Genomic DNA, 21,511 nt, shown 5'->3' on the forward strand with positions numbered 1-21,511 from the left:
TAGCTCGGTATTGACCGCATAAATGCCCTCAAGCTCCTTCGCGCGCGCTCGGCTATCGGTGCGAACCATCAAAAGATGATCTAGGTTTGCTGCCCGGTCAGCCTTGAATTTGGCTTCCGCAGCAAGGGCAACGGCGCGATCTTCAGCTTCGCGGCCGGTATCACCGGCTTCGGGCTCTGCCGGGATATAGTCGATGTGCCCAAATACACCGTCATCATAGGCTCGCTTCAGATCATAACTATAAACGAAACGACCCTTTATTTCCCGGTCATCTCTACGAAATGGTGTGGCAGTAAACAACACCTTGAGCGCATCTGGAAATCCCTCGATAAGAGTTCGCCACGTCAGAGCGGGACTGTGATGCGCTTCGTCGACCAGGATCAGATCGAACAGGTCGGCTGGTGGTGCCGGGACATCTTCCAAGGACGGGCTGATGCTTTGTACGGTCGCGACGACAACATCGAAGGCCCTCATGGCCTCCCAATCGTCGGCAGTTTTGACCCGTGCGTTGGTAGCCATGACTGCCGGCGCGGCGAGATCGTTCGGTAAGGCATTCAGACGCTTCAGGACTCGCAGTTCGCCAAAATCCTCGGCAATTTGTTCGCGAACAAGGCGGCTCGGAGTCAAGACGAGCACGCGGCTCGCTCGAAGGAGAAAGGCACTCGCCTGCAACACCGCTGTCTTGCCCGATCCCGTCGGCATGGTCACGATTGCGGGATCGGTCCGTGAGGTAAAGTGCGACGCTATAGCAAATAGCGCACCGCGTTGCGCCTCGCGAAAACCGGGCTCCGGAATGTCGTCGCCGCGTTCAACGGGAAAGCGCAGATCTGAATAATGCGATGCGAAATAGGTCACGAGATTTCTGCGATCTCTAACGATGGGATGGGGAAAACTGAAAATCGTCTAGCGAAGCGACGTCCTCGTGTTGGCCTCCGGCAATAAGACCTTTGTCGGAACGGCTACGAGACTTCGACATAGCGGCGATCAACGAATTGCAAGGTGTACGCCCCTTTCCCGCATTCCATATCGGCCGAATGTCATATGCCCGCGGTTGGCCAGCATAATCTGTGCATTCACCACTGCAAACCAAAAGTGGAAACTGAAGAGCTTTAATTTACTCCTCTCGCCAGATTAAATGTGACCTACCGGTCAACCCGAGTTCTTGGCTGGCCATGAACATCAAGGTCAGCAATGCATAACAGGGCAGACTTCGAATGAAAACTCGCAAACAAGTGGCAGCTGATGCTTCTGTAGTTAGCTGCACCAGCGGGCTAGTCGCATTCCATCGCCCTCACCGCTCGTCCTCCGCCCCCATGATCGCACCCGAGCCCCCGATCGGAGCCGCTCAATCCTCAAGTGATTCTCGGGGCCCCTTACGAAAATGATAGCATGTGCAGATAGCGCAGCTACAGCTTTATGAGTTTACAGCCTAAGACAGGAGCGGTGCATTATTCCCCCCACTCTTTCACCCGATCCGCAAGAGGAATGCCCGAACCAAGGGCCGCATATCACGACCCAGCCCACGATTCCGGTCATTCCTCAACGTCCAACAAGATCGACTAGGCAGCGAGCCGGCGATGCTGAATGAACGGCCGCTCTATGGGATTGACGGATGGATTCCGGGCAGTCCCCATCGTCCAACGGATCCACCTCGGCCGTTCGCACCCGCATCTCGGGCTTGGTGAACGAAGGGCAGCTTGGCTCCTTGCACGATCCCGAGCGGACTAACCGGACAGTCCGCTAGCTCGGACCTGATCGAGATGGCTTAAGCGGATCTACGAATGGCGGGTGTCGGCGTAACCGGACATTCCCAGTCGCGGCGCCGACCGGCAGGAATGTCCCAGACCACGTCATTCGCGGGACTGTACGGCAAACAGGTGTTTTCCGACACCAACGGTCGCTAGCGTATATCTGTGCCCGTTCTATGTAACGCCCCCATCCAGCCTCTCGCCGCTGCGGGCTCGCCTCTGCAGCCGCGAGAATGCCATCCGTGTCGCGCAGCGCATGATGCAGGCCGGAATCGCCGTCATGATCGCCCCCGGCGATGCCATCCAGCCCTGGCGTGTGATCGAGCGTGCCGATCTTACGGCCAGCGAAGTCGCAGCGCGCATTGCCCTCAAGAGACAGGAGGACTTGAGATGCCCCGCCTGAAACCCGCAACACCCCGTTCCAAACAACAGATCGACGACGCCCTCAAGCTCATGCGCCGTGCGCGCGGCCTGCTGCGCGAGGCCGGGGCCTCCAAGGCCGCTGGCCGCCTTCACAGTGCCATCAACAGCGCCGAGGGCGCTCGGCGGCACTGCGAGCGGCGCCCCGTCGTCCAGAACATGGCAGCCTGGCTTTCCGAGGCTGAATGAGGGGAGCGGGAAGGGGGAAGCGAACGATCGAGGAGAAGACACATGCCCGCATTCGCTTCCTCCCCCGCACCGGAGATGACCCGCTGGGGCAAAACCGTCACTGCCACGCAGCGCCTGCCCGGCATCTGGCGTGTCACGACCGCATCGCATGGCGGGTTTGTCCTGTCCGAAACACGTCAGGCCGCCATGCCCGAGGCGCTGCGTCTGGATGAACCCGAGTACGAGCATGACGTTGACTGGTCGCTCGTGATCTTGGCGTTCCAGACCGAGTTTGCCGCTGCCGGAGATCCGCTCTTCGACATCGAACTCTCGCTCGCCACCAGCACCGTTAAAAGCTGGCGACCCGAGCGATGGGAAGCCTATGCCGGCGAGGCCATCGAACCCCGCCAGAGCCATGTCCGGCGCGAGCGCGAAGCCTTCGAGGCCCGCATCGGTCAGGTTGTTGTGACCACCGCCTATGGCGATTGGGCGGATTGGGTGCCGAGCGGCAAGGTCGGCGTGTTTGGCTATCGCCTCGCCAGCGTCGATCATCTGGCCCGTCCGACATACACCGACCCCGTGTTCAAGGCCCTGGTCGATGCCGCCCGGTATGATGCACGAGGCAGCGTCATCAGCTTCGACGAACTCGACGCCGAGATCCTGTCATGACGATCGAGGTGATCGTCGGCCTGCCCCATCTCAACGAAGGGCCGATCCTTCAACGCGCGCGCATCATGCAGCAGCCCATGCTGATTTCCGCGAATTGCCTGTCGCGCTGGCGCACCGCTTCAGGGGGCTGGCGCGAATGGCATGGCTGGCGCACTAGCCAACTTGCGAACGCCCACGGGCTCAGAAGCCTCGATCTGGACAGCGCAGGCTATGTCCTGATGTCCAGATATGGCGGCTATCCATGGTCGATCGCCGACTACATGGCGCTCGCCGCATCCTATCCCTTCCGCCGTTTCGCGGCCGCCGACTATTGCTGCGAAGCCGAGATCGCCACCGATCGCGCCGAAGTCCTCGACCGTATCGCCCGCACCGTGGCGACGAACCGCGAATGCCGATCGCGCGCCTATGACCTTGGCATCATCGACCGCTTCATGCCGGTCCTTCAGGGCCGCTATCCAGAAGACTACGAGCGCTGCGCCGAGATGCTGGCGTGGTCGATGAATCCCGGCACGATCGTCGGCGTCGGCTCCATGTGTCGCCGCGACATCCATGGCCCTGACGGATTGATCGCTGTTGTCGCGCACCTCGACGCGGTGCTGCCAAACCCCGGCCCCCGCCTCCACCTCTTCGGCGTGAAGGGAGCGGCCATCCCCTACCTTCAGCCCTATGCGCATCGCGTGGCCTCACTCGATTCCCAGGCCTGGGGCGCGGCCGCGCGCCGCGATGCCCTGCGCCGGCAGGTGTCGAAGACCGATGTCTTCGCGGCCGACCACATGGAAAGATGGACTATCGCCCAGCTCGACCGGCTGCACGAACCTCATCGCCCGCTCACGATCACAACAGAACCGGCACCTTCACAAATTCCCTCCGATCCATGGGAAGCCGCCATCCAGCAAGCACAGGCCGAGATCCGCGCGCTTATACAAACCGGCGATCTGGCCCACGATGAAGTGACCTCTGGTTGGATCGAGACGTGGGCGGCCGACCTCTACTGCGGTCGCCCCAAGGCTGCCTGAAACCCGAGGCCGCGAAAGGAGAGGGGGAACGGGATTTGCGCGCAAGCCACGCGCGCAATGGAGACCTGACATGTCCGATCACTACATCATGACCACCAGCAGCGAGTACCCAAAGACTTATGTCGCGGAAGGCATCGACCATGCCAAGGCTCTGGCGGACTATCGCCAGAAAGATCCCGAAGCCTTCCTTATGACATGCGAAGCCTACCTGAAGGGCGAAGTCGAGCGCACGATGGCGAAGTTTCCGCTCACGCGCGTCACTGAGCGTTTCTACGAGCACATGCTCGGCATCCTGCCTCCCATCTACAGCCGCTTCAGCCCCGGATGGTTCGTCAGCGAAGCTGTCGTGCAGCGCGTCTACACGCAGTTCATCGAGCACAAGGGCCGCTACTATGCCGGCTATGCCAACCTCAGCATGTCCGACCGCAAATGCTGGACAATCGCCGACATCGAGGCGCTGGAGGCCACCGGCACGGCCACCGAGGTCGACTGGTTTCCCGAAACCACCTAATGTTTGACACATCGCTGAACATACAGGATTTGTGGAGCCAGTTAGTGAGCAATCAAGCAACATCCGGTATTGGTGCACGAATGGCCAGCGTTCGCGCGAAATTAAAAATTTCGCAGGCACGCGCAGCCCAAATTCTCGAAATTGCAGATAAATCCTACAAAAATTACGAACTGGAACTGCGCGATCTGCCAATTCCGGTCGCACAAAGGTTTTGCCAGCAGTTTGATACGAACCTGGCCTGGCTTATCGAAGGTGAATCGTCGGCCGCCTCCGAAGAGATCGTCCAGTTCATCGGCGACACCATCGAGGCGGTAATGACCGAAGCGTTGGATAGAGGCATCGAGCTAACGCCAACATTGATACGAAAAATAAGCTGCACCTGCTACAAAAACAGCATCAGGAATGGGACAGAACCCAAGAAGGAAGTTGCTACCGTTTTCGAGTTTCTAAGCGAGATCGTCTGAACTTCTGACCCCAAGTTTTGGCTTTAACTGCGACTATCCAGTCACCCTGAAGGCACCAAGGCCCTGAAAAGGGGAGGGGGAAGGGAAAATCGAGCGCGGGAATGCGCTCGGTCTGACCCGGAGCCCCACCATGACCTACGACGTCCCGTTCCGTCACATGCAGGCGATCGACCCCAGCAGCCTGACCACCATCACCGCGACGCTCCACGCCCTCAACCGGGCCATGGAAGATTGCCGCGTTGCCGGCGTCGATCCCGATCACGACCCGGCGATCGCGCTTCTCGCGCGGCATTTCTCGTCCGTCACCGCCGACCGCGCCGATGATGACAGCCTGCGCTTCTCCTGCAGCCGCCGCATGGCAGAACTCGAACGCTTCCCTGCGCTTCTTACCCTGGCCGTGCGCGGCGTCGCCCATGACCGGGTTGCCAAGGAGCGCTTCCACGCCGACGGGCGCAAGGCCATGAAAGCGCTTGCCCTGGAAATCGGCCTCGCCCCCGGCAGCTTTACCATCAGTTCCACGCCCAGCGATCCCGCGATCGCAGGATATGTCGCGCTGTCGAGCGATGACATTTCGATCATGCTCAGCGTCGGCCCGCTCCATGAGGGCAACGAGGTGCAATACTTCGCCAAACGCGGTCCTGCAGCCGGCCACAAGCTGCGCTTTGCGCCCATGCGCGACTTTGTCCGCCGTGCCCGCTTTGCCGCCCGCATCCGTCGCGATCTACGTCTCGATGCCATCGTGCCATCGCCCGCGCCCGTCGAGACCACGGCGCCGATCAGCCGCGAACCCATCGCCGCTTAGGGAGACATCCCATGCTCACGACACAACAGGTTATCGATCAGGTTCGCAGCGATGCCGCACGGATCGAACGCTTCACCCAGCGCCGCGAGGGTTTCCTCGATGCGCTGGACTGGACAATGCTCACTTGTGAACAGGTCCACGAAGCTGCCATGCTGGACTTGATGCTGGAAGATGACCTTGCCGAAGCCCTCCAGCGGGTTTCCATGACGGAAAGCCTTGCTGCCATGGGCATGCCCCTTGTCCCTGCCTTCATCCGCTACAATCCGTTCCCGCGCCCTTGGCATGTGGAATGGCTCGCACTGGCGAATTGAACGGAGATCCACCCTCATGAGCCGTTACGATTTTCCCGGAAAAGGCGTTGCGAGCAGCGTCGCCATCGGATGGGACCGGCCTTTGGCCACGTTCTTCGTCCAGGTCATGCAGCCCCATCCCCGTATCGACGGGGAGGAAACGACCTACATCTGGAAAGGCGCTGCCCCCGGCGAACTTCCCACTGCAGCGGCCGCGATCACGGTCGCGACCGAATATGCCGATCTGCCCGAGGATCTTGGCGCGACGCTGGAAACCGATCGCCTGAAGACCCTCGGCACTTTCGATGGGCCTGCCCAGAAGGCTGCGAAGCCCTTCATCCAGGCATCGCCTCCGCCGATCCACACCGAGGCCGAAGCCCGCGAGGCCGGTTACACGCGCGCCGTCATCGCGGACAGTACCCACCATACCCTCGAATTGCTGATCGAACCCGAAGCCGACCTCGATGACACTTTCCTGGCCTTCGACCGTGACGCGAACGAGATGCTCCATATCCATGGCTGGAACTTCACCATCGAGCCTGATGCCCCTTGAGATGAGGGGGAAGGGGACGGGCGATCCATGGAGGATCGACGGAGGTTCCCTTGTCCTACACCATCGACATTGGCGCAGCGCCCGCGAACGCCGACTGCGCCCAGCTTGGCCAGACCCCCGACTTCGAGCGGGTCAATCGCTTCGAGATCGACGCATATCGGATCGGCATCATCGCCATCCATGGCCTTCCTCCGCAGGGATGCCGCCTCACCAACAAGCCTAACCGGCATGATTTTGGCACCTATCGTACCCTCGTCCTGCATATCGACGATGAAGACGATCCTGCCGTCGTCGCCTACGCTGAGGCCGTAGAAGAGGGGCTCGGCTCCTGGATCGAGGCTGCGATTGCCTGTCCCGTCGAATATGACGGCAACGTCGCCTCCATTCCCCAGCCCGAACTCGACGAAGTGACGATCGGCGCGCTGCTGACCACGCGCCCCGGCGCCAACGGCCGTTTCGCGATCCCCGCATTCGAGACGATCCACACCAACCTTTCGGCCGCATTCCCCAAGCTCGCCGAGACCGCCCGCGCGCGTCTCGCCGGCGATGCTGCCTGACCGCTCAGGAGATCCATCATGGCAAACAATTACCTCTCCAGTTCCTTCATCCTCGAGATGACCGCCGAGGATGCCGAAATGGTCAGGCTGGCGCTGCGCGCGAGCGAGATCGTCGAGGATTTCGCGAGCGATACTCCCCGCGACCTCGAATACGACAACCTCGGCCCGCGCTTCGCCGCTCTCTTCCCGCCCAAGGACGGGGACGATTTCGGGAGTTTCCTCGACCTCTTCGACGATCCCGACTTCCCCTCGTTCGACTGCAGCATCGTCATCAGCGAAGTCGATGCCGAGGGACACTGCAAAGTCAGCTTCAGCGGCAACCAGTTCGGCGTCGATCAGGTGGCCAACCTGATCTTCACCGCCTGCAAATCCGCACTCCCTTGCGCATTCTCATGGGCGCACACCTGCGATGCCTTGCGGCCTGACGAATTTGGCGGCGGCTGCGTCATCATCACCGAAGCCGGGATCGATTTTCACAGCACCACCGGCATCATCGGCCGCGTGCTCGGAACGGGCGCCGGTCCTTCCGAGACACCCAGGCCGGTCTTCGATCCCGCCCTTGTCACCATCGAACAGAAGCGCTTCAGCGTCACCCAATGGGAAATCCTGGTCTGCTACAACGGGCAGCGCATCGAACAGTATGGCGACAAGATCGAGCTGGTCGGCAAGGAGTACAGAGGCCACCCCCGCGAAATGTGGATGGCGGTCGCCTACCGCGAAGCGATCGCGCGTGACCTCGCCAGCAGGCTTCCCGTCGTCGAGGAAACTGCGATCACCACCCATCTGACGCCGCGCTGATCCCATGCTGCATCAGCATCTGCAGCCTGCCGGCACCACGCCGGCAGGACTGCCTTCGCTCGCCCTGCCTGCCGAGATCCGCGCCGCGATCAAGGCCGGGGCCTGGATCGTCTTCAACGTCTCGGGCGGCAAGGATTCCTCGGCCGCGATGTTCGCCGTCTCGATCGTGCTCGATCAGCTCGGCCATCCCCGTAACCGTCGCCTGGTCATCCATGCCGACCTCGGCCGCGCCGAATGGGACAGTACCCCTGCCATGGTCGAACGGCTCGCAGCGCTTGCGGATCTACCGCTCTGCGTCGTGCGCCGTAATGCCGGCGACCTGTTCGACCGCTGGGCACAGCGCTTCGAAAACGGCAAGCGGCGCTACGAGGCCCTCGAAACCTTCAACCTGATCGGTCCATGGTCATCGGCTTCGCTGCGCTTTTGCACCTCCGAGGCCAAGGCCCATGTCATCGGCCCGCACCTTGCGCGAACGCTGCGCGGTGAAACCATCATCAACGTCCTTGGCATTCGCCGTGATGAAAGCACCGCGCGTTCCAGGGCCCCCGAATGGAAGGCGGACACGCGCTACGCCGGTGCCGGAAATGCCCATGGCACCCGCATGATGCTCTGGCACCCCATCGTCGAATGGACGACGGCCGAAGTCTTCACTGCGCACCATCATCTCGGCATCCCGCTTCACGAAGCCTACACCTGCTACTCCAGTTCGCGGCTTTCCTGCCGCTTCTGCGTCCTGCAGTCGATCGCCGACGCCCGCGCATCGGCCAGCGCTCCCGCCAACCGCGATGCTCTGATCCACCTGTGCGACCTCGAGGCGACGTCCACGTTCTCATTTCAGCCCGCGCGCTGGCTCGCGGACACCGCACCTGATCTCTTGCCGCCAGACCTGCAGATCCGCATCGCCGCCGCCAAGATCGATGCCCAGCGGCGCCGCGAGGCCGAAGGCGCGATGCCCAAGGGCCTGCGATACGTCAGGGGCTGGCCGCCGCGCCTGCCGACATTGCCCGAGGCCGCGGCCATTGCCGAGGCCCGCGCGCCGATCCTCGCGCGCCACGAGCTTGCCAACCGCTTTCCGACCGCCCGCGCCGTGCGGGACCGCTTTGCCGACCTCATCGCCCAGCGCCGAGCCGCCTGATCCAACGCGAAAGGATACTGTCATGACCGCTTCCACGGACTTCCCCGTCATGTCCCAGGCCGAGGCCGTTGCGCTCGGCTTCGCCGGCTTCAACGACGTGCCGCACAAGCCCATCGACGTTCCCGATGGCGAATACACCATCACTGCCCGAACCAGCGACGGCCGCCGTGTGACCTTTTGCTTCCTGCCCGATCGCGAACGAAGCCCGGCAGGATTCGTAGATATTCAGTACCATGATGTTATCTGGACAGTCTGCGCCGACCGCAAATTTGTAGTAGGGTCGGTGATGGACGCCCACGGTAGGCAGTAATCAGGCTGGCCGTAGCGCTGACCCAAGAGCTGGCGAAGGCCAGCCTTATTACTGCCGGGCCATCGGGTGCATCGGTGTGAAGGTCAGCTTCCGGGTGGGGGGTCCGGGGGGAGGGTTTCGCGCCGGTGTCGACCATCATTGTTTGCGAGCGCCGCGCGGCCAAGGGTCTCGACGCGCATGTGCCACTGATCCTGTGTGGTGACGCGCTCTATGATCGCGATCTGGATCGCTTCTTTCTCGACCTACCGCTGTCGGGGGTCCGTTCGCGTCATTCGCTTCGCGCCTATGCTTATGATGTCGCGGTCTGGCTTCGCTTTCTCGATGCCTGTGGGAAGACGGTGTGGGAAGCAACCCGCGATGATGTATCCGCCTATCATCGTGAGCGACGACTCGATGAGGCTGATCACCGGATCATGGCGGCAAGTTGGAACCGGGCTGTGGCTAGCCTCGATCGCCTTTACCGCTGGGGCGAGGAACATGGTCTGATCGCCGAGGTGCCGTTCAGCCGGCGCGCCGTGTGGCGACCGGCCCAGGGAGGCCGGCGCGGCATGATCGCGGCGCGCAACGACGCCTATGAACGTGTTGCCAAGCGATCGGACGTGCGGTTCGTCACGATGGAAGACTACCGCGTCTTCCGCGAGATCGGCCTGCGCGGCCTTACCTCTGACGGCACGGAGCGCCCCGGTGCTCGCGATCGTAACGGGCTGCGCAACGCGCTGTTTGCTGATCTTCTCGTCACCACCGGCCTGCGCCTCGAAGAGGCGTCGTGCCTGCTCGCTGCCGAGCTTCCTTCGATCGACCGCGACGGCAACCGGGCCCAGCAGCTCTGGCTGCCTCTCCCGCCGCCGCTCACCAAGGGCGACCGAGGACGCAGCGTTCTGGTTCCGCGCCGGCTGCTGCGTCAGATCGCAGCCTATGTCGCCATCGAGCGTGCCTCGGGATTGGCCAAGTTCGCCGCGCGCGACGGTGTCACCAAGTTCGCCCGACCGATCCCTGTCACCCGCGCCGGTCTCGACCGCATGCGCGATGTCTGCACACCGGAGGAACGATGCCGCCTAATCCTGTGCGACGAGGATGGAACGCCCTGCGAGCCAGCGGCGCTATGGCTGACCGAGGTCGGGCAGCCTGTCCGCCCTAACTCGTGGGAGGTGATTTTCACCCGCGCCTGCAAGCGGTGCGCGGAGAATGGCTTCCCGCTGTCGATCAGTCCGCACCAGCTTCGCCACGCCTTCGCCGTCCATATGCTCGCATTGCTGATCCAGCAGCGGCTGCGCGAAGCGGCATTGCCAGCGGGACCAATGGAGAGCTATCGGCTGATTTTGGGCGATCCGCTGCAACAGGTACAACGCCTGCTCGGCCACGCGAGCCTCACCACCACCTATATCTACCTCGACCATATAGCGACCCGCGCCGATACGGTGGATGCTGCCGTCGAGGAGTTGCTCGCGCTGCTGCCGGGACAGCAGGGCGCATGAGCGGGCGTCCCCGAAAGGGCCGTCCTGTGATCTTCGCGTCGATCACGCCGGAGCCACAGAAGCCCGATCCGGTACTCGGCCTTAAGTTCACCATCGAGGCGCGATATGGCGGCACGGTCCTGGTCGATATGACAAGGTTCAATCCTCGCCCGCTAGCGATCGCCTTTGCCGGCGCACTGCGACGATTGGCCGCGCTCGGCGGCCCCTTGGGAGCCGCCACGACTGTCAGACAGTATGGGTATGGCTATCGGCGGTTTTTCGCCTGGCTGGGTGACCAAGCTCCCGAGGTGGTCGGTCCCGGTGATCTGCGTGCGATCCACATCGATGGCTTCGCGGAAGCGCTCGAACGGAGCGGGATACGCGCGGGAACTTGTCACGGAACGGTCAGCATGATCGTCAACACGCTACGCGTAATCGAAGCCGACGGGCGCGACTGGATCGCGCCCGATCTGCAAAAGCGGCTACGCTATATTCTGGCCACCTCGGTCGGCTGTTCGACCCCGCGCGATGCGTACAGCCCATTCGTAGCGCGAGCACTGCGCGACGCAGCCCGGATTGACGTCGAAGCAATGTTTCGTCGTCTCCGCGTTGAGGATCGCACCGACGACGACAAGCCAGCAATCGTGAGTGCGCGAGCCAACGTTGAAGCGATCATCGCTCGCGATGGCTCTATCCTGACCGACCAGCGCGACATGGTAAACCTATATGCCTTGCACAGACGACACGGTTTGCCATCCGACGGGTTCAGCGCTTACATTCATGGCCGGCATCATTTACTTGGCTCCGATCTACCGTCTTTGCTCGTCATGCTCACGCTCGACACCGGTTTAGAGCCCGAGTGCCTAACGGCGCTGACCGTGGACTGTCTCGCCAATGCACGTGCCGGCACTGTGGAACTGCGCTACCTGAAGCGCCGCGCGGGCGGCGCTGCGCACAAGAGTATGCGCGTCCGCGACGGCGGTAGCGGAACGCCCGGCGGGCTGATCCGCCGCCTGATCGACATCACCTCCGCCGCTCGTAAGCACCTGCCCGGCGATTGTCTCTGGACCTATCATCAAAAGGGAGGCCTTCGGACAGGTATCTCTCTTGGGAACATGCGCGTCACGGCCTGGGCCGCGCGGCACAATATTGTCGATGACGACGGCAAACCGCTCCACCTATTGCTTTCCCGGCTCCGCAAGACCCACAAGGCGCTGTGGTACACCAAAACTGAAGGCCACATGGCTCGCTTCGCTGTCGGACACTCCCGTGAGGTCGCCGCGCGGCACTATGCCGATCTCCCATCGCTCCGGCCCCTGCATGAGGCGACCGTCGCTGATGCGTTCCGCGAAGCGCTGGCTACGGCGATGCCGATCGTCCTTGCGCCTTCAGCCGAACAGGCGCTGCGCGAAGCGCCCGCACAGGCCTTGCCGCTGACGCCGGCGGGTACAGTGGGTTCGTTACTCGACGGCGAGCAGGATGTCTGGCTCGCAGCTTGCGCAGGCTTCTATAGTAGCCCCTTCACCGAAGCCGGATCGCCGTGCGTGCAGCCCTTCTGGGGTTGCCTCGATTGTCCCAACGCCGTCATCACCGCGCGCAAGCTTCCCGCCATTCTCGCCTTCCTCGCGTTCGTCGAAGAGCAGCGACGGGGCCTGCTGGCGAGCGACTGGGCGGTCAAGTTCGGTCATGTCCATGCCCGCATTACCCGCCAGATCCTGCCGGCCTTCTCCGATATCGTAATCACCGATGCACGCCAGCAGATGAAGAACGAGCGGCTCTATTTGCCGCCGGAGGCACAAGGATGACCGCGCCCGCTCATGTCCGCGCGCTGGCATTCGACGATCGCCCAGTGCTGGCGAGCGCGCCGCTGAAGCCGGGCTATACCCGCGAGGAGCTATCGCGCGTCGGCGATCCAAGCTGGGATCTCGGTCCCGCTATCTTTCGTGAGAACACCCAGCGCACCCAGATGATGGTGCATTTCGACTTGCTCGAACATGCCGATATGCAGGCCGCCATGCGCGCCTATCTCTATGCGCGCCTCAACGTCGATCTTCCCGGCTACGCCCCAAAGTTGCCGCCAACGTGTATCCGTCACGCGTTCGACCGCGCACGCCGTTTCTTCGCCTTCGTTCGCCTGAAGCTCAAACGGCTTGATCTTGCACGCATCGATCCGGCGTTAGTCGATGCTTACGCCCGTCATCTTCGTGACGATCTCGCCCTCCTACCCGAAGTAGTCGGCCAACACCTGCAATCAGTCTCCCATCTCTATCACTATCGCGACCACTTGCCCAACGGTGGTCTCGCTTTCGAACCTTGGGCCGGACAGGCACCCGCTCGCGTCGCAGGCCACCGGTACGTCGTTGAGAACCGCACGCCGCGATTTCCCGAGAATGTTATCGCCGCGCTGCTCGCCTGGTCATTGCGCTACGTCAGCATCTTCGCCTACGACATCCTGGCGGCTCGAGAGGCGCTCGATCGTCTCGAGGCGCGCCGCACCCGGCTGCTCGCCATCGAGCGTCGACTGCCGAACTCGGAGCGGCGACGGCGACAACATGCTCGCCTCGAGCGCCATCTCGCCCGCCGAGCGCGGCAAGGCCGTGGCGTGCCGATTTGGGGTATGCAAATCTGGGCCGCAAAGAACAGCAACGTCGGCGCGCAGAAAGCAACGCCGACGATTAACTACCATCTTCTCGAGCTTCACGCCTGTGTCGATGCTGCGGCGGAGCCGGCCATGAGCTTCCGAATCGACAGGCGTTCGCGCGCCATTATCGCGGCTGCCGTCGCCAACCTCGGTGTCGAAACAGGCGGAATGGACACGCCGATCTCAATTGATCCCGACAGTGGTCAGCCCTGGTGCGCGCGCTTCGACGTGAAGACTCTCGCACGTGAAGAGCAGATGCTTCAGGTCGCTGCCTATATAGTGTGCGCCTATCTCACCGGCATGCGCGACTCCGAGGTCCAGGCGATGCGGCTCGGTTGCCTCTCGATTGAGCGCAGCGAGGACGGCCTGCTCGAGCGATTCCGTATTCGATCGACCATCTATAAGCGTCGCGCAACCACAGGTGAGGCGGCAAGCTGGGTAACGATAGAGCCGGTAGCAGACGCCATAGCGGTGCTCGAACGCCTGGCGTCGGCAAGGTCGACACGCTCCGGTGGCAGCGATACGCTTTGGCCAGCATTACGCTCCAGTTCCGGCAGGACGCATCTGTCAGTTGATGTGATACGCCATCTCAACGCGTTTCGCGATCACGTCACCACCGCCTTCGGCAGCGCCGACATGCCGATCGTCCCGGCCGGACCCGATGGCAAGCCATGGCACATCACACCGCGCCAGTTTCGTCGCACCATCGCGTGGCATATCGCTAACCGTCCTTTCGGCACCATCGCCGGCATGATCCAGTATAAACACGCCTCGGTTGCCGCTTTCGATGGCTATTCCGGAACCAGCAGATCCGGGTTTCGCGCCGAAGTCGAGGCAGAGCGCCAGCTTGGGCAGCTTGATGACCTGTTGGATTATTTCGACCGACGGCGAGGCGGCGCATCGCTTGGCGGTCCGGCAGGACCGCGCATCGCGCGGACTCTCGACGAGGCCGCGGACGCACTCGGTCCTTTGCCTGCCATGATCGCCGACCGAGCAAGGTTACGTGTGATGCTCGCCAGCGTCGCGCGTACCCTCCATGTTGGGCAGCTCGCCGATTGCTTCTTCGATCCTGCGACGGCGCTCTGTCTTAAGCGCGTGACGACCCGCGATCCCTCGCAGCCGCTTACCGCGCTATGCGAGCCGACCCGCTGCCCCAATGCCTGCATCACCGCGCGCCATAGGCCGGCATGGGAACGCGCGGCTGTCGATGCCAAGTCGCACTTACGCGAGCGACGCATATCCGATCTCCAGCGTCAGGCCCTCCGGAACGAACTTGACCGTCTGAATGCGGTAATTGCCGGGATCGATCCTCGCGAGCCGTAGGCCCGGCAGCATCGCTAACCTCTTCACCAAAACTACGCCTTCCCGACTCATCCTGTTCCCGGTTTCTCATTTACCGCCATCCCCGCGCCCGTGCCGAAAGAGTACCCTTCAGCCGACCCCGGGGGTTCTGAAAGTCAGCGAGAAAATGACCGAAATAAGAATGGCTGGCCGATCTCGAAATGGTGGTTTACTGGCGAATGTTGACAGATTACTGCACGTTGCCTTCGATGTGGCGCATCGCCGACAACGAAGTTTTTCTACCGGTCTGCAAGCGCCCCGTTGCGGACATTAAGCAAGGCGGCTCAGATCAGTGCCGCATCACATCATTTGAGGCGAGGGAACTTCAGAAATGGGCTCACTCGCTGCATGGTAGCGTCTACCTCAAGCGTCATACAAAGTTCCCGTCTCTCGGCCAGACAGTTTTCGGGGGCAGAAGGTTCGTTAACCGCTATAATCTGCAGTTCTGCATCCCCTCCAGCGCTATGTTTGGAAGACGCTCCGCCAAGGCTTACATATGACTGCTTACCTTTCTGATTAATGATCTGGAAATACTTGAACCCTGCCACCTTGCTGAGTTCTGCTGCCCGATAGAGTGCAATATTAAAAGCGCTGCCTTCCGGAGCCCTTCCGTTGACACCGGCTATTACTTTCCATGAATTTTGACCTATCAATTTGTCTTTATATCCACCAAACATACCCCATCGTTGATACTTCACTTGGCGAATATCTTGCGCTGGCAAGGTGGACGGAACAGTAATTAAACCCATCACTGCAGCCGCTATCAAATATCGCATGATGCCCCCGATTTTTCAGCTATTTGGCCGTCACGATTGGCCAACCCCTCTCGTCAAATATCATCGGTAATTCTGGATTGCGACCCTTATCCAGCGACCCTAAGCTCACGGTCCGCTCACCACCCCTTTCGGCCTTTCCCGGCGCGGCCATGGGCATCGGTCAGCGGAAGGGCGGCTTACCGCAGCGCGGCAAGAAAAGCGGTCTGGCGGCTCGCGCCCCAAGTCGGCCAATCACCATCCTTTGTTCGAATGCCCGCGACCGCTGCTTCACGGGTCGTCGGCTTGAAGATTGTGACGGAAATTGCTGCTTGCGGAGCGCTCTCTTTCGGACGACGGTAGCTTATGCTGGAGCGGAATGTCCTTCGTATTGCACTGTTAAGCCTTATGCTTTGCGGCTGCGCAGTTGAGGATGACAGAAGCGCCGAGGCGCGCAAAATAACACCTGTTCTCGACGACGTGCGGTTCTTTGAACGACCAAAGCTGCTCTCGAAGCTGCGGAAAGGCACAGAACCGCTGCCGGAGATTGTCTTCATTGAGAGTGACCCATGGAAAAGTGTCATTGGCTCGGACTCACCAAAGTTCGCACTCTATGAGAACGGTCATGTTATCTATCGCGATGGCGAAGAATTTCGCACGGCCCAACTTGGCGCTGCCGAGCTTCAGAGAATTCGGAAACAGTTAACTCCTGCGCATAAACCCGCACTAAAAGGTGGGTATCGGATAGCACAAGCTACTGACCAGCCTGACAACGTATTGTTGTTATATAAAGGCGATCCCGTTTTCCTCAATGTTTATGGTTCACTCGACGATGAGGATGTTGCCTCCTCTCTTCCAGATTCAATTCGGGAGGCCTTTGAAACGCTGCGTTCGTTTCACCATGCAAAGTCGAAAAGGTGGCTACCCCAATGGGTTGAAGTGATGGTCTGGCCCTACGAGCACGCAGTTGATCCGTCTATTAAATGGGATCGGGATTGGCCGGGCTTATCTGATCAGCGCACCATTCGAAGAGGAGACAGCTACAGCTTATTTTTGCCAGCAACTGAATTGGAGCCGCTGAGACAATTTCTGGCAAAGAGGAACCCGAAAGGTGCTGTCGAGATCGATGGCCGTAAATGGTCGGCCTCAATCCGCTTTCCTTTCCCGCAAGAGCAGCTTTGGATGGCCCCAAACCCTGAAGCTGAGAACCTGTCTAACTAATTCGTAACGGCACCTTGTCAGGCTCTCGTCCCACGAATGATCAAAGCACATACATCAAATTCAGAATAGCAAGCGGTCGTCGCGAACACACTTTGGGACTGTCCGCTATCCACCCAACACGGCCGTAATATGGCTCAATTCGAAACGCCAAATCTTGCCATCTGTTGAAGGGCTCAGACGAGTGCCGGTAGGCATGAGCAAATGACACGCCGAGCACGATGAACTCCGCCTTCGGCGGTTGCGCTTGGCACAGTGACAAAGTGCAGTAGCGCTTTGCCACTGTGCCAAGCGCCCAAGTTGGCTTGACTGTCAGGATATACGATGCCGGTACGAAGTGCGCCAATGCCAATGGCGGACATTCGCCCACCTTCAACGCCTTCGGCATCGGGCGGGGTGGCCGCCATATCCTCGATTCCCGCCCCCTGGATGAAGCGGATCGCCCCTCCATTCTGGTGCTCATGCTCGACAAGGCCGAGGCAAAGACCTCGCCCCGCGCAACAGCGCGCGCCGCAGGCGGGCGCCGCGAAGTCTCGTGGTCGTTCGGCGAAGGCACGATCTTCCCCGGCTACACCACTCACGAAGTCGAGACCCGGTGGGCTTTGCAATTCCCCGACTATCCGATCGCGTGCATGCCCCCAATTCCGGGGGACTGGACCGACAAGAGCTGGCGCAACGACACCAAGCCCAGCTTCGAAGTCTGCACCGGGCCGATGGGCGAGCCGGTGGAAATGTGGATCGACTATCCTGAGCCTGCGCTCCGCGAAATCGCAGGCGAGCCGCGCTTCGGCCTCTATCGCCGCAATGCCGAAGACGAGCTTGAGGCGATCTACACCGGCGAGGATTACGCCGAGGCCATGGAGCACGCGAACCGCGAAACGCTTGCCTGCGCCTTCGCCAAGGCTCTGGCCCAGCAACTGACGCCTGACGAATGGCAGACCATGCGCCTCACCAACCAGACGATCACGCCGGGCTGCTGCGCCTCGCACGATCACCTCGATGCCAACATGGTCATGCTCGCCGTGTGGCTCACCTATCGCGGCGATCAGCTGATCGCCCGCGGCGCGATCACTGACATCGGTGATGACCTCGATCACGTCAACGCCGCATGGACGATCGCCAGGGAGCGCTACATGACCGCCAGCGCCGAAGGCGAACGCTTCGACCTGTGGCGCTGTACCGGCATCACTGTGCCCGACCTCGCAGCCGCCGGTTGCGAGATGGGCGACAACGAACCCTGCATCCGGCCTGGCCGTCTCTATGAACCCGGCCACATCGAACTGGACGATGAGAAGGGCCTGATCGTCACCGTCGGAAATTCGATCCGCACCTTCGAACACCAGATCGAGGCCGAAGGCCATCTCTGGCGCGCCTATGCGGCCTCAGAGTTCACCACCCATCCCGAGGCCGCAGACTGATCAGGGCGCCAGTGCCGATTTGAGGAGAGGGGGAAAGGGACAGGCGAGCAACCCGAAAGGAGCCGCCCATGTCCAACGTCGTGAAACTGCCGGGACCGCCAGCGCCGCCGCGCTGCGCGGTTCCCATCGGCCAAACCGCCTATGGTGCCCTCGAACTGGATCTCGACCGCGTCCTTGCGGGACGCATGCTTGTCCAGGGCGGGTCCGGTGCCGGCAAGAGCCAGACCATGCGACGCATCGTCGAAGAGGCTTTCGATTACGTCCAGACCATGATCGTCGATCCCGAAGGCGAGTTCGGCAATCTCGCCGCGCACATCGGCGCGACGACGCTCAAGGCCGCCGAAATCGCGGCCGATGGCCTGACCGCGGCCGCAACCCGCGCGCGTCACCATCGTATCGCCCTTCATCTGGATCTCACCGACCTCGATCCCGAACAGCGGATCATTAAGGCATCGGCCTTCTTCGCCGGCCTCGTCGGCGCTCCGCGCGAGGACTGGAAGCACACGGTTCTCGTCGCGATCGACGAAGGACACCTGCTTGCCCCCCATCAGGCCGGTTCCGCCCGCGATGCGGAAACCCGCCGTCTCGGCGTCGCCACGCTCACCGACTTGTGCGCCCGAGGCCGCAAACGCGGGATCGCGCCCATCATCGCGACCCAGCGCCTTGCCAAGCTCTCCAGCTCCGTCGTCTCCGAGCTTCAGAACTTCCTCATCGGCATCAATGTCTTCGACCGTGACATCATCCGCGCTGCCGACATTCTGGGTTTCAGCCGCAGCGAAGCCGAAAAGCTGCGTAGCTTGCGCGCCGGCGAGTTCTACGCCTTCGGCCCCGCGCTCACCCGCACCCCGATCATGGCCAAGATCGACCAGACCATCACCGAACATCTCGGCGCTACCCCTCAACTGCATGGCGCGGCCGACCTCGACCATTCCGAGGCCCAGAAGCTGCTCGACCTCGAACATCTTCGCGAAGCACCGAGCCAGCGCGACGACAGCCTGAAGTCTCGCGGCAGCCGCGCCCTCGATGCCTTCCTGCTCGATCCCATCGCCCCCACCGCCACGGCAATTTGCCTGGCGCTGAAAGGCATTTCGCCCAACGCCACGACGGCCAACGAACTGGCCAAGCACCTTGGCATCTCGCGCGAGGCCGTGGATCAAGCGCTGGACGTCCTCTCCGCGCTTTCGGCAGTCGATACGATGCCACGGGCCGATGACCGCATGGCACGGCTCCATACGCGGCTGCGCGCCCGTCTCAGCGATGTGCATGTGGTGGGTCTGTCATGAGCGACGACACCGCACCCATCATCGTCGAGCTTGTCCCACTCGCAGGCCCGTTGCCGAAGGCATCTGCGCCGCTGGGCGAGATGCAGTTTCGATCCGACAGCTGGACCCCGCAGGAGGTGCGCACCCTGCGCCAGCTGTTTAACGATGACACACCGCTGCCCGAAATCGCCGAGGCCCTGGGACGTGGCCTGCATGGTGTCAGGGACAAGGTCTGCACCCTTGGCCTGCGCCGTCATTCGACACGGCCCTGGAACGAGCTTGAAGACCACGAACTGATCCAGACTTACGGGCAGGAGTCCGCTGCCACGATTGCAGCGCGGTTCGGCCGCTCATGTGGCGCGGTCTATGCCCGTGCCGCGATCCTTGGCCTCAGCGAAGCGGCAGCACCGGCTTGGACGCCATGGGAAGATGCGCAACTGCGCGCCGGATTCGCCGCCGATGTCCCGACAGCACAGGTCGCCCTGATAATCGGCCGACCCCATTCCGGCATCTATAGCCGTGCCAGCAAGCTGGGAATCAGGCATGCCAGCACACCCAAGGGCTGGACCAACACCGAGATCGAACGCGCCATCGAGCTTGTTCAGGACGGACACAGCTACGCCCAGATCGGCACGATCCTTGGCAGAGAGGGCTTCCCGGCCCGGACCAAGTCGTCGCTTCAGGGACTGATGAAACGCACCGGGCAGGGCAAGGGCTGGGGCCGCGTCTGGATGCCCGAGGAAGATGAACTGCTCATCAAAGCCTATCGCGACAACGCCAGCCTGACGCCTCTTCGCAATCGTCTGGGTCGATCGGTCTTCTCGATCCGCTGGCGAGCGGAATATCTGAACCTTCGCGGCACCCATGCCCGGTCGAAAGGCTTCCGACTTGGTCCTGACTGGTCCGAGGCCGACGAAGCACGGCTTCGCCGCGACTACGGCAAGATCCCGACCCCTGAACTGGCGCGCCAGATGGGCCGGACCCGCGCAGCCATCTTCACACGCGCGAATATCCTCGGCCTTGCGCATGAAGGGCGTCAGCGCTGGACGAGTGACCATCTGGCCGCGCTGCGCATCGCGCATGAGCATGGCATCAGCCTCACGGATCTTGCCGCGGCGCTCGGCCGCGAAGTCGATGCTCTGCACAAATATGCCGCAAAGCAGGGCCTCGCCTTCGGCCGTCGCCCGCGCAGGCCAGCCCCTCCGACACTCGCTGACATCCTGAATCTGCCCGAGGCCGCGAAAGGAGAGGGGGAGGGTGAAGGCGAAGGCAAGGATTTTCCGCGCCAGCAGGAGATGCAGCATGTGCCCCAAAACTCAGCCGACTGCCGCGCCGAACGCCAACGAAGGCATCAAGCTCGTCCTCTGGCCCGACGGAACCTGGTGCTGGCATGACGACTTCCGCGAGGAAGACTGGACCTTCATGTCCGACGATTACGAAGTGATCGACATGGGCGACATGCCGCGCGTCGAACGGCTTGCCCGCGAGGATGCGCAATTTTGCGCCGATGTCCTCGAAGAACTGCGCTGAGGGCGGGACCATGGTAGACCGCGTTTCCGCGTCGATCACGATCGGCGGCACTATCAGCCTCTCCCTCTGGCAGACCCTTTCGGCCGCGATAGCGGCCGAGGTCCTGTCCACCGATTGGGACGGCGAACCTTTCACGGACGCCGACCTTGTCGAAGGTCAGCCCTTGCGCCTCTATGCGCACGAAGTCGCCAATGGCACTTTCAAGGAACTGGAACCGATCTGCCAGGCCCACGGCGTAGCGTTCGTGCGCTCCTCCTACGGCTTCACCGGGCAATGGGGGCCGGAGAAGGTGGTCTTTACCGGGACCGGCGATCCGGTCATCTATCCCTGCAGCGAAGACGGCACCGCCTATGTCGATCGCGCCAAGATCGAGGCGCTCGGCAGTCTCGCTGCGGTGAACGCCTATCTCGACGAGGCCGAATTTCCCGTGCCCCCAATCGTCGTCACCGACGAA

Annotated in this window: 22 protein-coding genes; 20 read left to right on the top strand and 2 right to left on the bottom strand. The window is 61.9% G+C overall.

Annotated elements, in window-relative coordinates:
- Positions 1–855: DEAD/DEAH box helicase (locus EJC47_RS19225; protein ID WP_126849350.1), on the bottom strand; the 855-nt coding region annotated here is incomplete at its 3' end.
- A 1,283-nt stretch (positions 856–2,138) separates the two neighbouring features.
- Between EJC47_RS19225 and EJC47_RS19230 the strand changes: the two genes are divergently transcribed.
- The 15 genes from EJC47_RS19230 to EJC47_RS19300 all read left to right on the top strand — a co-directional run bounded on the left by EJC47_RS19230 (position 2,139) and on the right by EJC47_RS19300 (position 14,859).
- Positions 2,139–2,357 (top strand): hypothetical protein, encoded by a 219-nt coding sequence (locus EJC47_RS19230; protein ID WP_126849351.1) that lies wholly within the window; start codon positions 2,139–2,141, stop codon positions 2,355–2,357.
- A 42-nt stretch (positions 2,358–2,399) separates the two neighbouring features.
- On the top strand, positions 2,400–3,005 hold the full coding sequence (locus EJC47_RS19235) for a DUF7007 domain-containing protein (RefSeq protein WP_260591677.1): 606 nt from the start codon (positions 2,400–2,402) through the stop codon (positions 3,003–3,005).
- A complete protein-coding gene (locus EJC47_RS19240; protein WP_126849352.1) occupies positions 3,002–4,021 on the top strand; it encodes a deazapurine DNA modification protein DpdA family protein in 1,020 nt (339 codons plus the stop codon). Before EJC47_RS19235 ends, EJC47_RS19240 begins: the two co-directional genes overlap by 4 nt.
- A 70-nt stretch (positions 4,022–4,091) precedes the next feature.
- Positions 4,092–4,532 carry a hypothetical protein gene (locus tag EJC47_RS19245; protein ID WP_126849353.1) on the top strand — a complete coding sequence of 147 codons (441 nt, stop codon included), beginning with the start codon at positions 4,092–4,094 and terminating at the stop codon, positions 4,530–4,532.
- 44 nt (positions 4,533–4,576) lie between these two features.
- Entirely contained in the window at positions 4,577–4,996 is a 420-nt protein-coding gene (locus tag EJC47_RS19250; protein WP_126849354.1) for a helix-turn-helix domain-containing protein, read from the top strand.
- 130 nt (positions 4,997–5,126) lie between these two features.
- A complete protein-coding gene (locus EJC47_RS19255; protein ID WP_126849355.1) occupies positions 5,127–5,798 on the top strand; it encodes a hypothetical protein in 672 nt (223 codons plus the stop codon).
- A gap of 11 nt (positions 5,799–5,809) precedes the next feature.
- A complete protein-coding gene (locus EJC47_RS19260; RefSeq protein WP_126849356.1) occupies positions 5,810–6,109 on the top strand; it encodes a hypothetical protein in 300 nt (99 codons plus the stop codon).
- A 16-nt stretch (positions 6,110–6,125) separates the two neighbouring features.
- On the top strand, positions 6,126–6,641 hold the full coding sequence (locus EJC47_RS21125) for a hypothetical protein (protein WP_185867736.1): 516 nt from the start codon (positions 6,126–6,128) through the stop codon (positions 6,639–6,641).
- Between the two features lie 50 nt (positions 6,642–6,691).
- The gene (locus EJC47_RS19270) at positions 6,692–7,198 is read left to right on the top strand and encodes a hypothetical protein (RefSeq protein ID WP_126849357.1); all 507 of its coding nucleotides are present in this window, start codon (positions 6,692–6,694) and stop codon (positions 7,196–7,198) included.
- A gap of 57 nt (positions 7,199–7,255) precedes the next feature.
- Complete coding sequence (locus tag EJC47_RS19275) at positions 7,256–7,996, top strand: hypothetical protein (protein WP_260591678.1); 741 nt, start codon at positions 7,256–7,258, stop codon at positions 7,994–7,996.
- Positions 7,997–8,000: 4 nt separating this feature from the next.
- The gene (locus EJC47_RS19280) at positions 8,001–9,131 is read left to right on the top strand and encodes a phosphoadenosine phosphosulfate reductase domain-containing protein (protein ID WP_126849359.1); all 1,131 of its coding nucleotides are present in this window, start codon (positions 8,001–8,003) and stop codon (positions 9,129–9,131) included.
- A 22-nt stretch (positions 9,132–9,153) separates the two neighbouring features.
- The gene (locus tag EJC47_RS19285) at positions 9,154–9,441 is read left to right on the top strand and encodes a hypothetical protein (RefSeq protein ID WP_126849360.1); all 288 of its coding nucleotides are present in this window, start codon (positions 9,154–9,156) and stop codon (positions 9,439–9,441) included.
- A gap of 125 nt (positions 9,442–9,566) precedes the next feature.
- Positions 9,567–10,916, top strand: a complete 1,350-nt coding sequence (locus tag EJC47_RS19290; protein WP_021235312.1) for a tyrosine-type recombinase/integrase — start codon at positions 9,567–9,569, stop codon at positions 10,914–10,916.
- Positions 10,913–12,700, top strand: coding sequence for a hypothetical protein (locus EJC47_RS19295; protein ID WP_031342828.1), 1,788 nt, complete (start codon positions 10,913–10,915; stop codon positions 12,698–12,700). Before EJC47_RS19290 ends, EJC47_RS19295 begins: the two co-directional genes overlap by 4 nt.
- Entirely contained in the window at positions 12,697–14,859 is a 2,163-nt protein-coding gene (locus tag EJC47_RS19300; RefSeq protein ID WP_021235314.1) for a hypothetical protein, read from the top strand. Before EJC47_RS19295 ends, EJC47_RS19300 begins: the two co-directional genes overlap by 4 nt.
- 323 nt (positions 14,860–15,182) lie before the next feature.
- Here the strand turns inward: EJC47_RS19300 and EJC47_RS19305 are convergent, their stop codons facing one another.
- Positions 15,183–15,653: a hypothetical protein gene (locus EJC47_RS19305; protein ID WP_126849361.1), complete on the bottom strand. Its 471-nt coding sequence runs from the start codon at positions 15,651–15,653 to the stop codon at positions 15,183–15,185.
- Positions 15,654–15,995: 342 nt separating this feature from the next.
- On the opposite strand from EJC47_RS19305, the gene EJC47_RS19310 reads away from it, so the two are divergent.
- The 5 genes from EJC47_RS19310 to EJC47_RS19330 all read left to right on the top strand — a co-directional run.
- Positions 15,996–16,850 (top strand): hypothetical protein, encoded by an 855-nt coding sequence (locus tag EJC47_RS19310; RefSeq protein WP_126849362.1) that lies wholly within the window; start codon positions 15,996–15,998, stop codon positions 16,848–16,850.
- A 302-nt stretch (positions 16,851–17,152) separates the two neighbouring features.
- Positions 17,153–18,265: a hypothetical protein gene (locus EJC47_RS19315; protein ID WP_126849363.1), complete on the top strand. Its 1,113-nt coding sequence runs from the start codon at positions 17,153–17,155 to the stop codon at positions 18,263–18,265.
- 68 nt (positions 18,266–18,333) lie between these two features.
- Positions 18,334–19,548 (top strand): type IV secretory system conjugative DNA transfer family protein, encoded by a 1,215-nt coding sequence (locus tag EJC47_RS19320; protein WP_126849364.1) that lies wholly within the window; start codon positions 18,334–18,336, stop codon positions 19,546–19,548.
- Entirely contained in the window at positions 19,545–20,921 is a 1,377-nt protein-coding gene (locus tag EJC47_RS19325; RefSeq protein WP_260591679.1) for a hypothetical protein, read from the top strand. The genes EJC47_RS19320 and EJC47_RS19325 overlap by 4 nt, the downstream gene beginning before the upstream one ends.
- 146 nt (positions 20,922–21,067) lie before the next feature.
- The coding region (locus EJC47_RS19330) for a hypothetical protein (RefSeq protein ID WP_126849365.1) at positions 21,068–21,511 on the top strand (444 nt) is incomplete at its 3' end.

It is taken from the genome of Sphingomonas sp. TF3, from assembly GCF_003985085.1.
In the GTDB taxonomy this organism is placed as follows: domain Bacteria; phylum Pseudomonadota; class Alphaproteobacteria; order Sphingomonadales; family Sphingomonadaceae; genus Sphingomonas.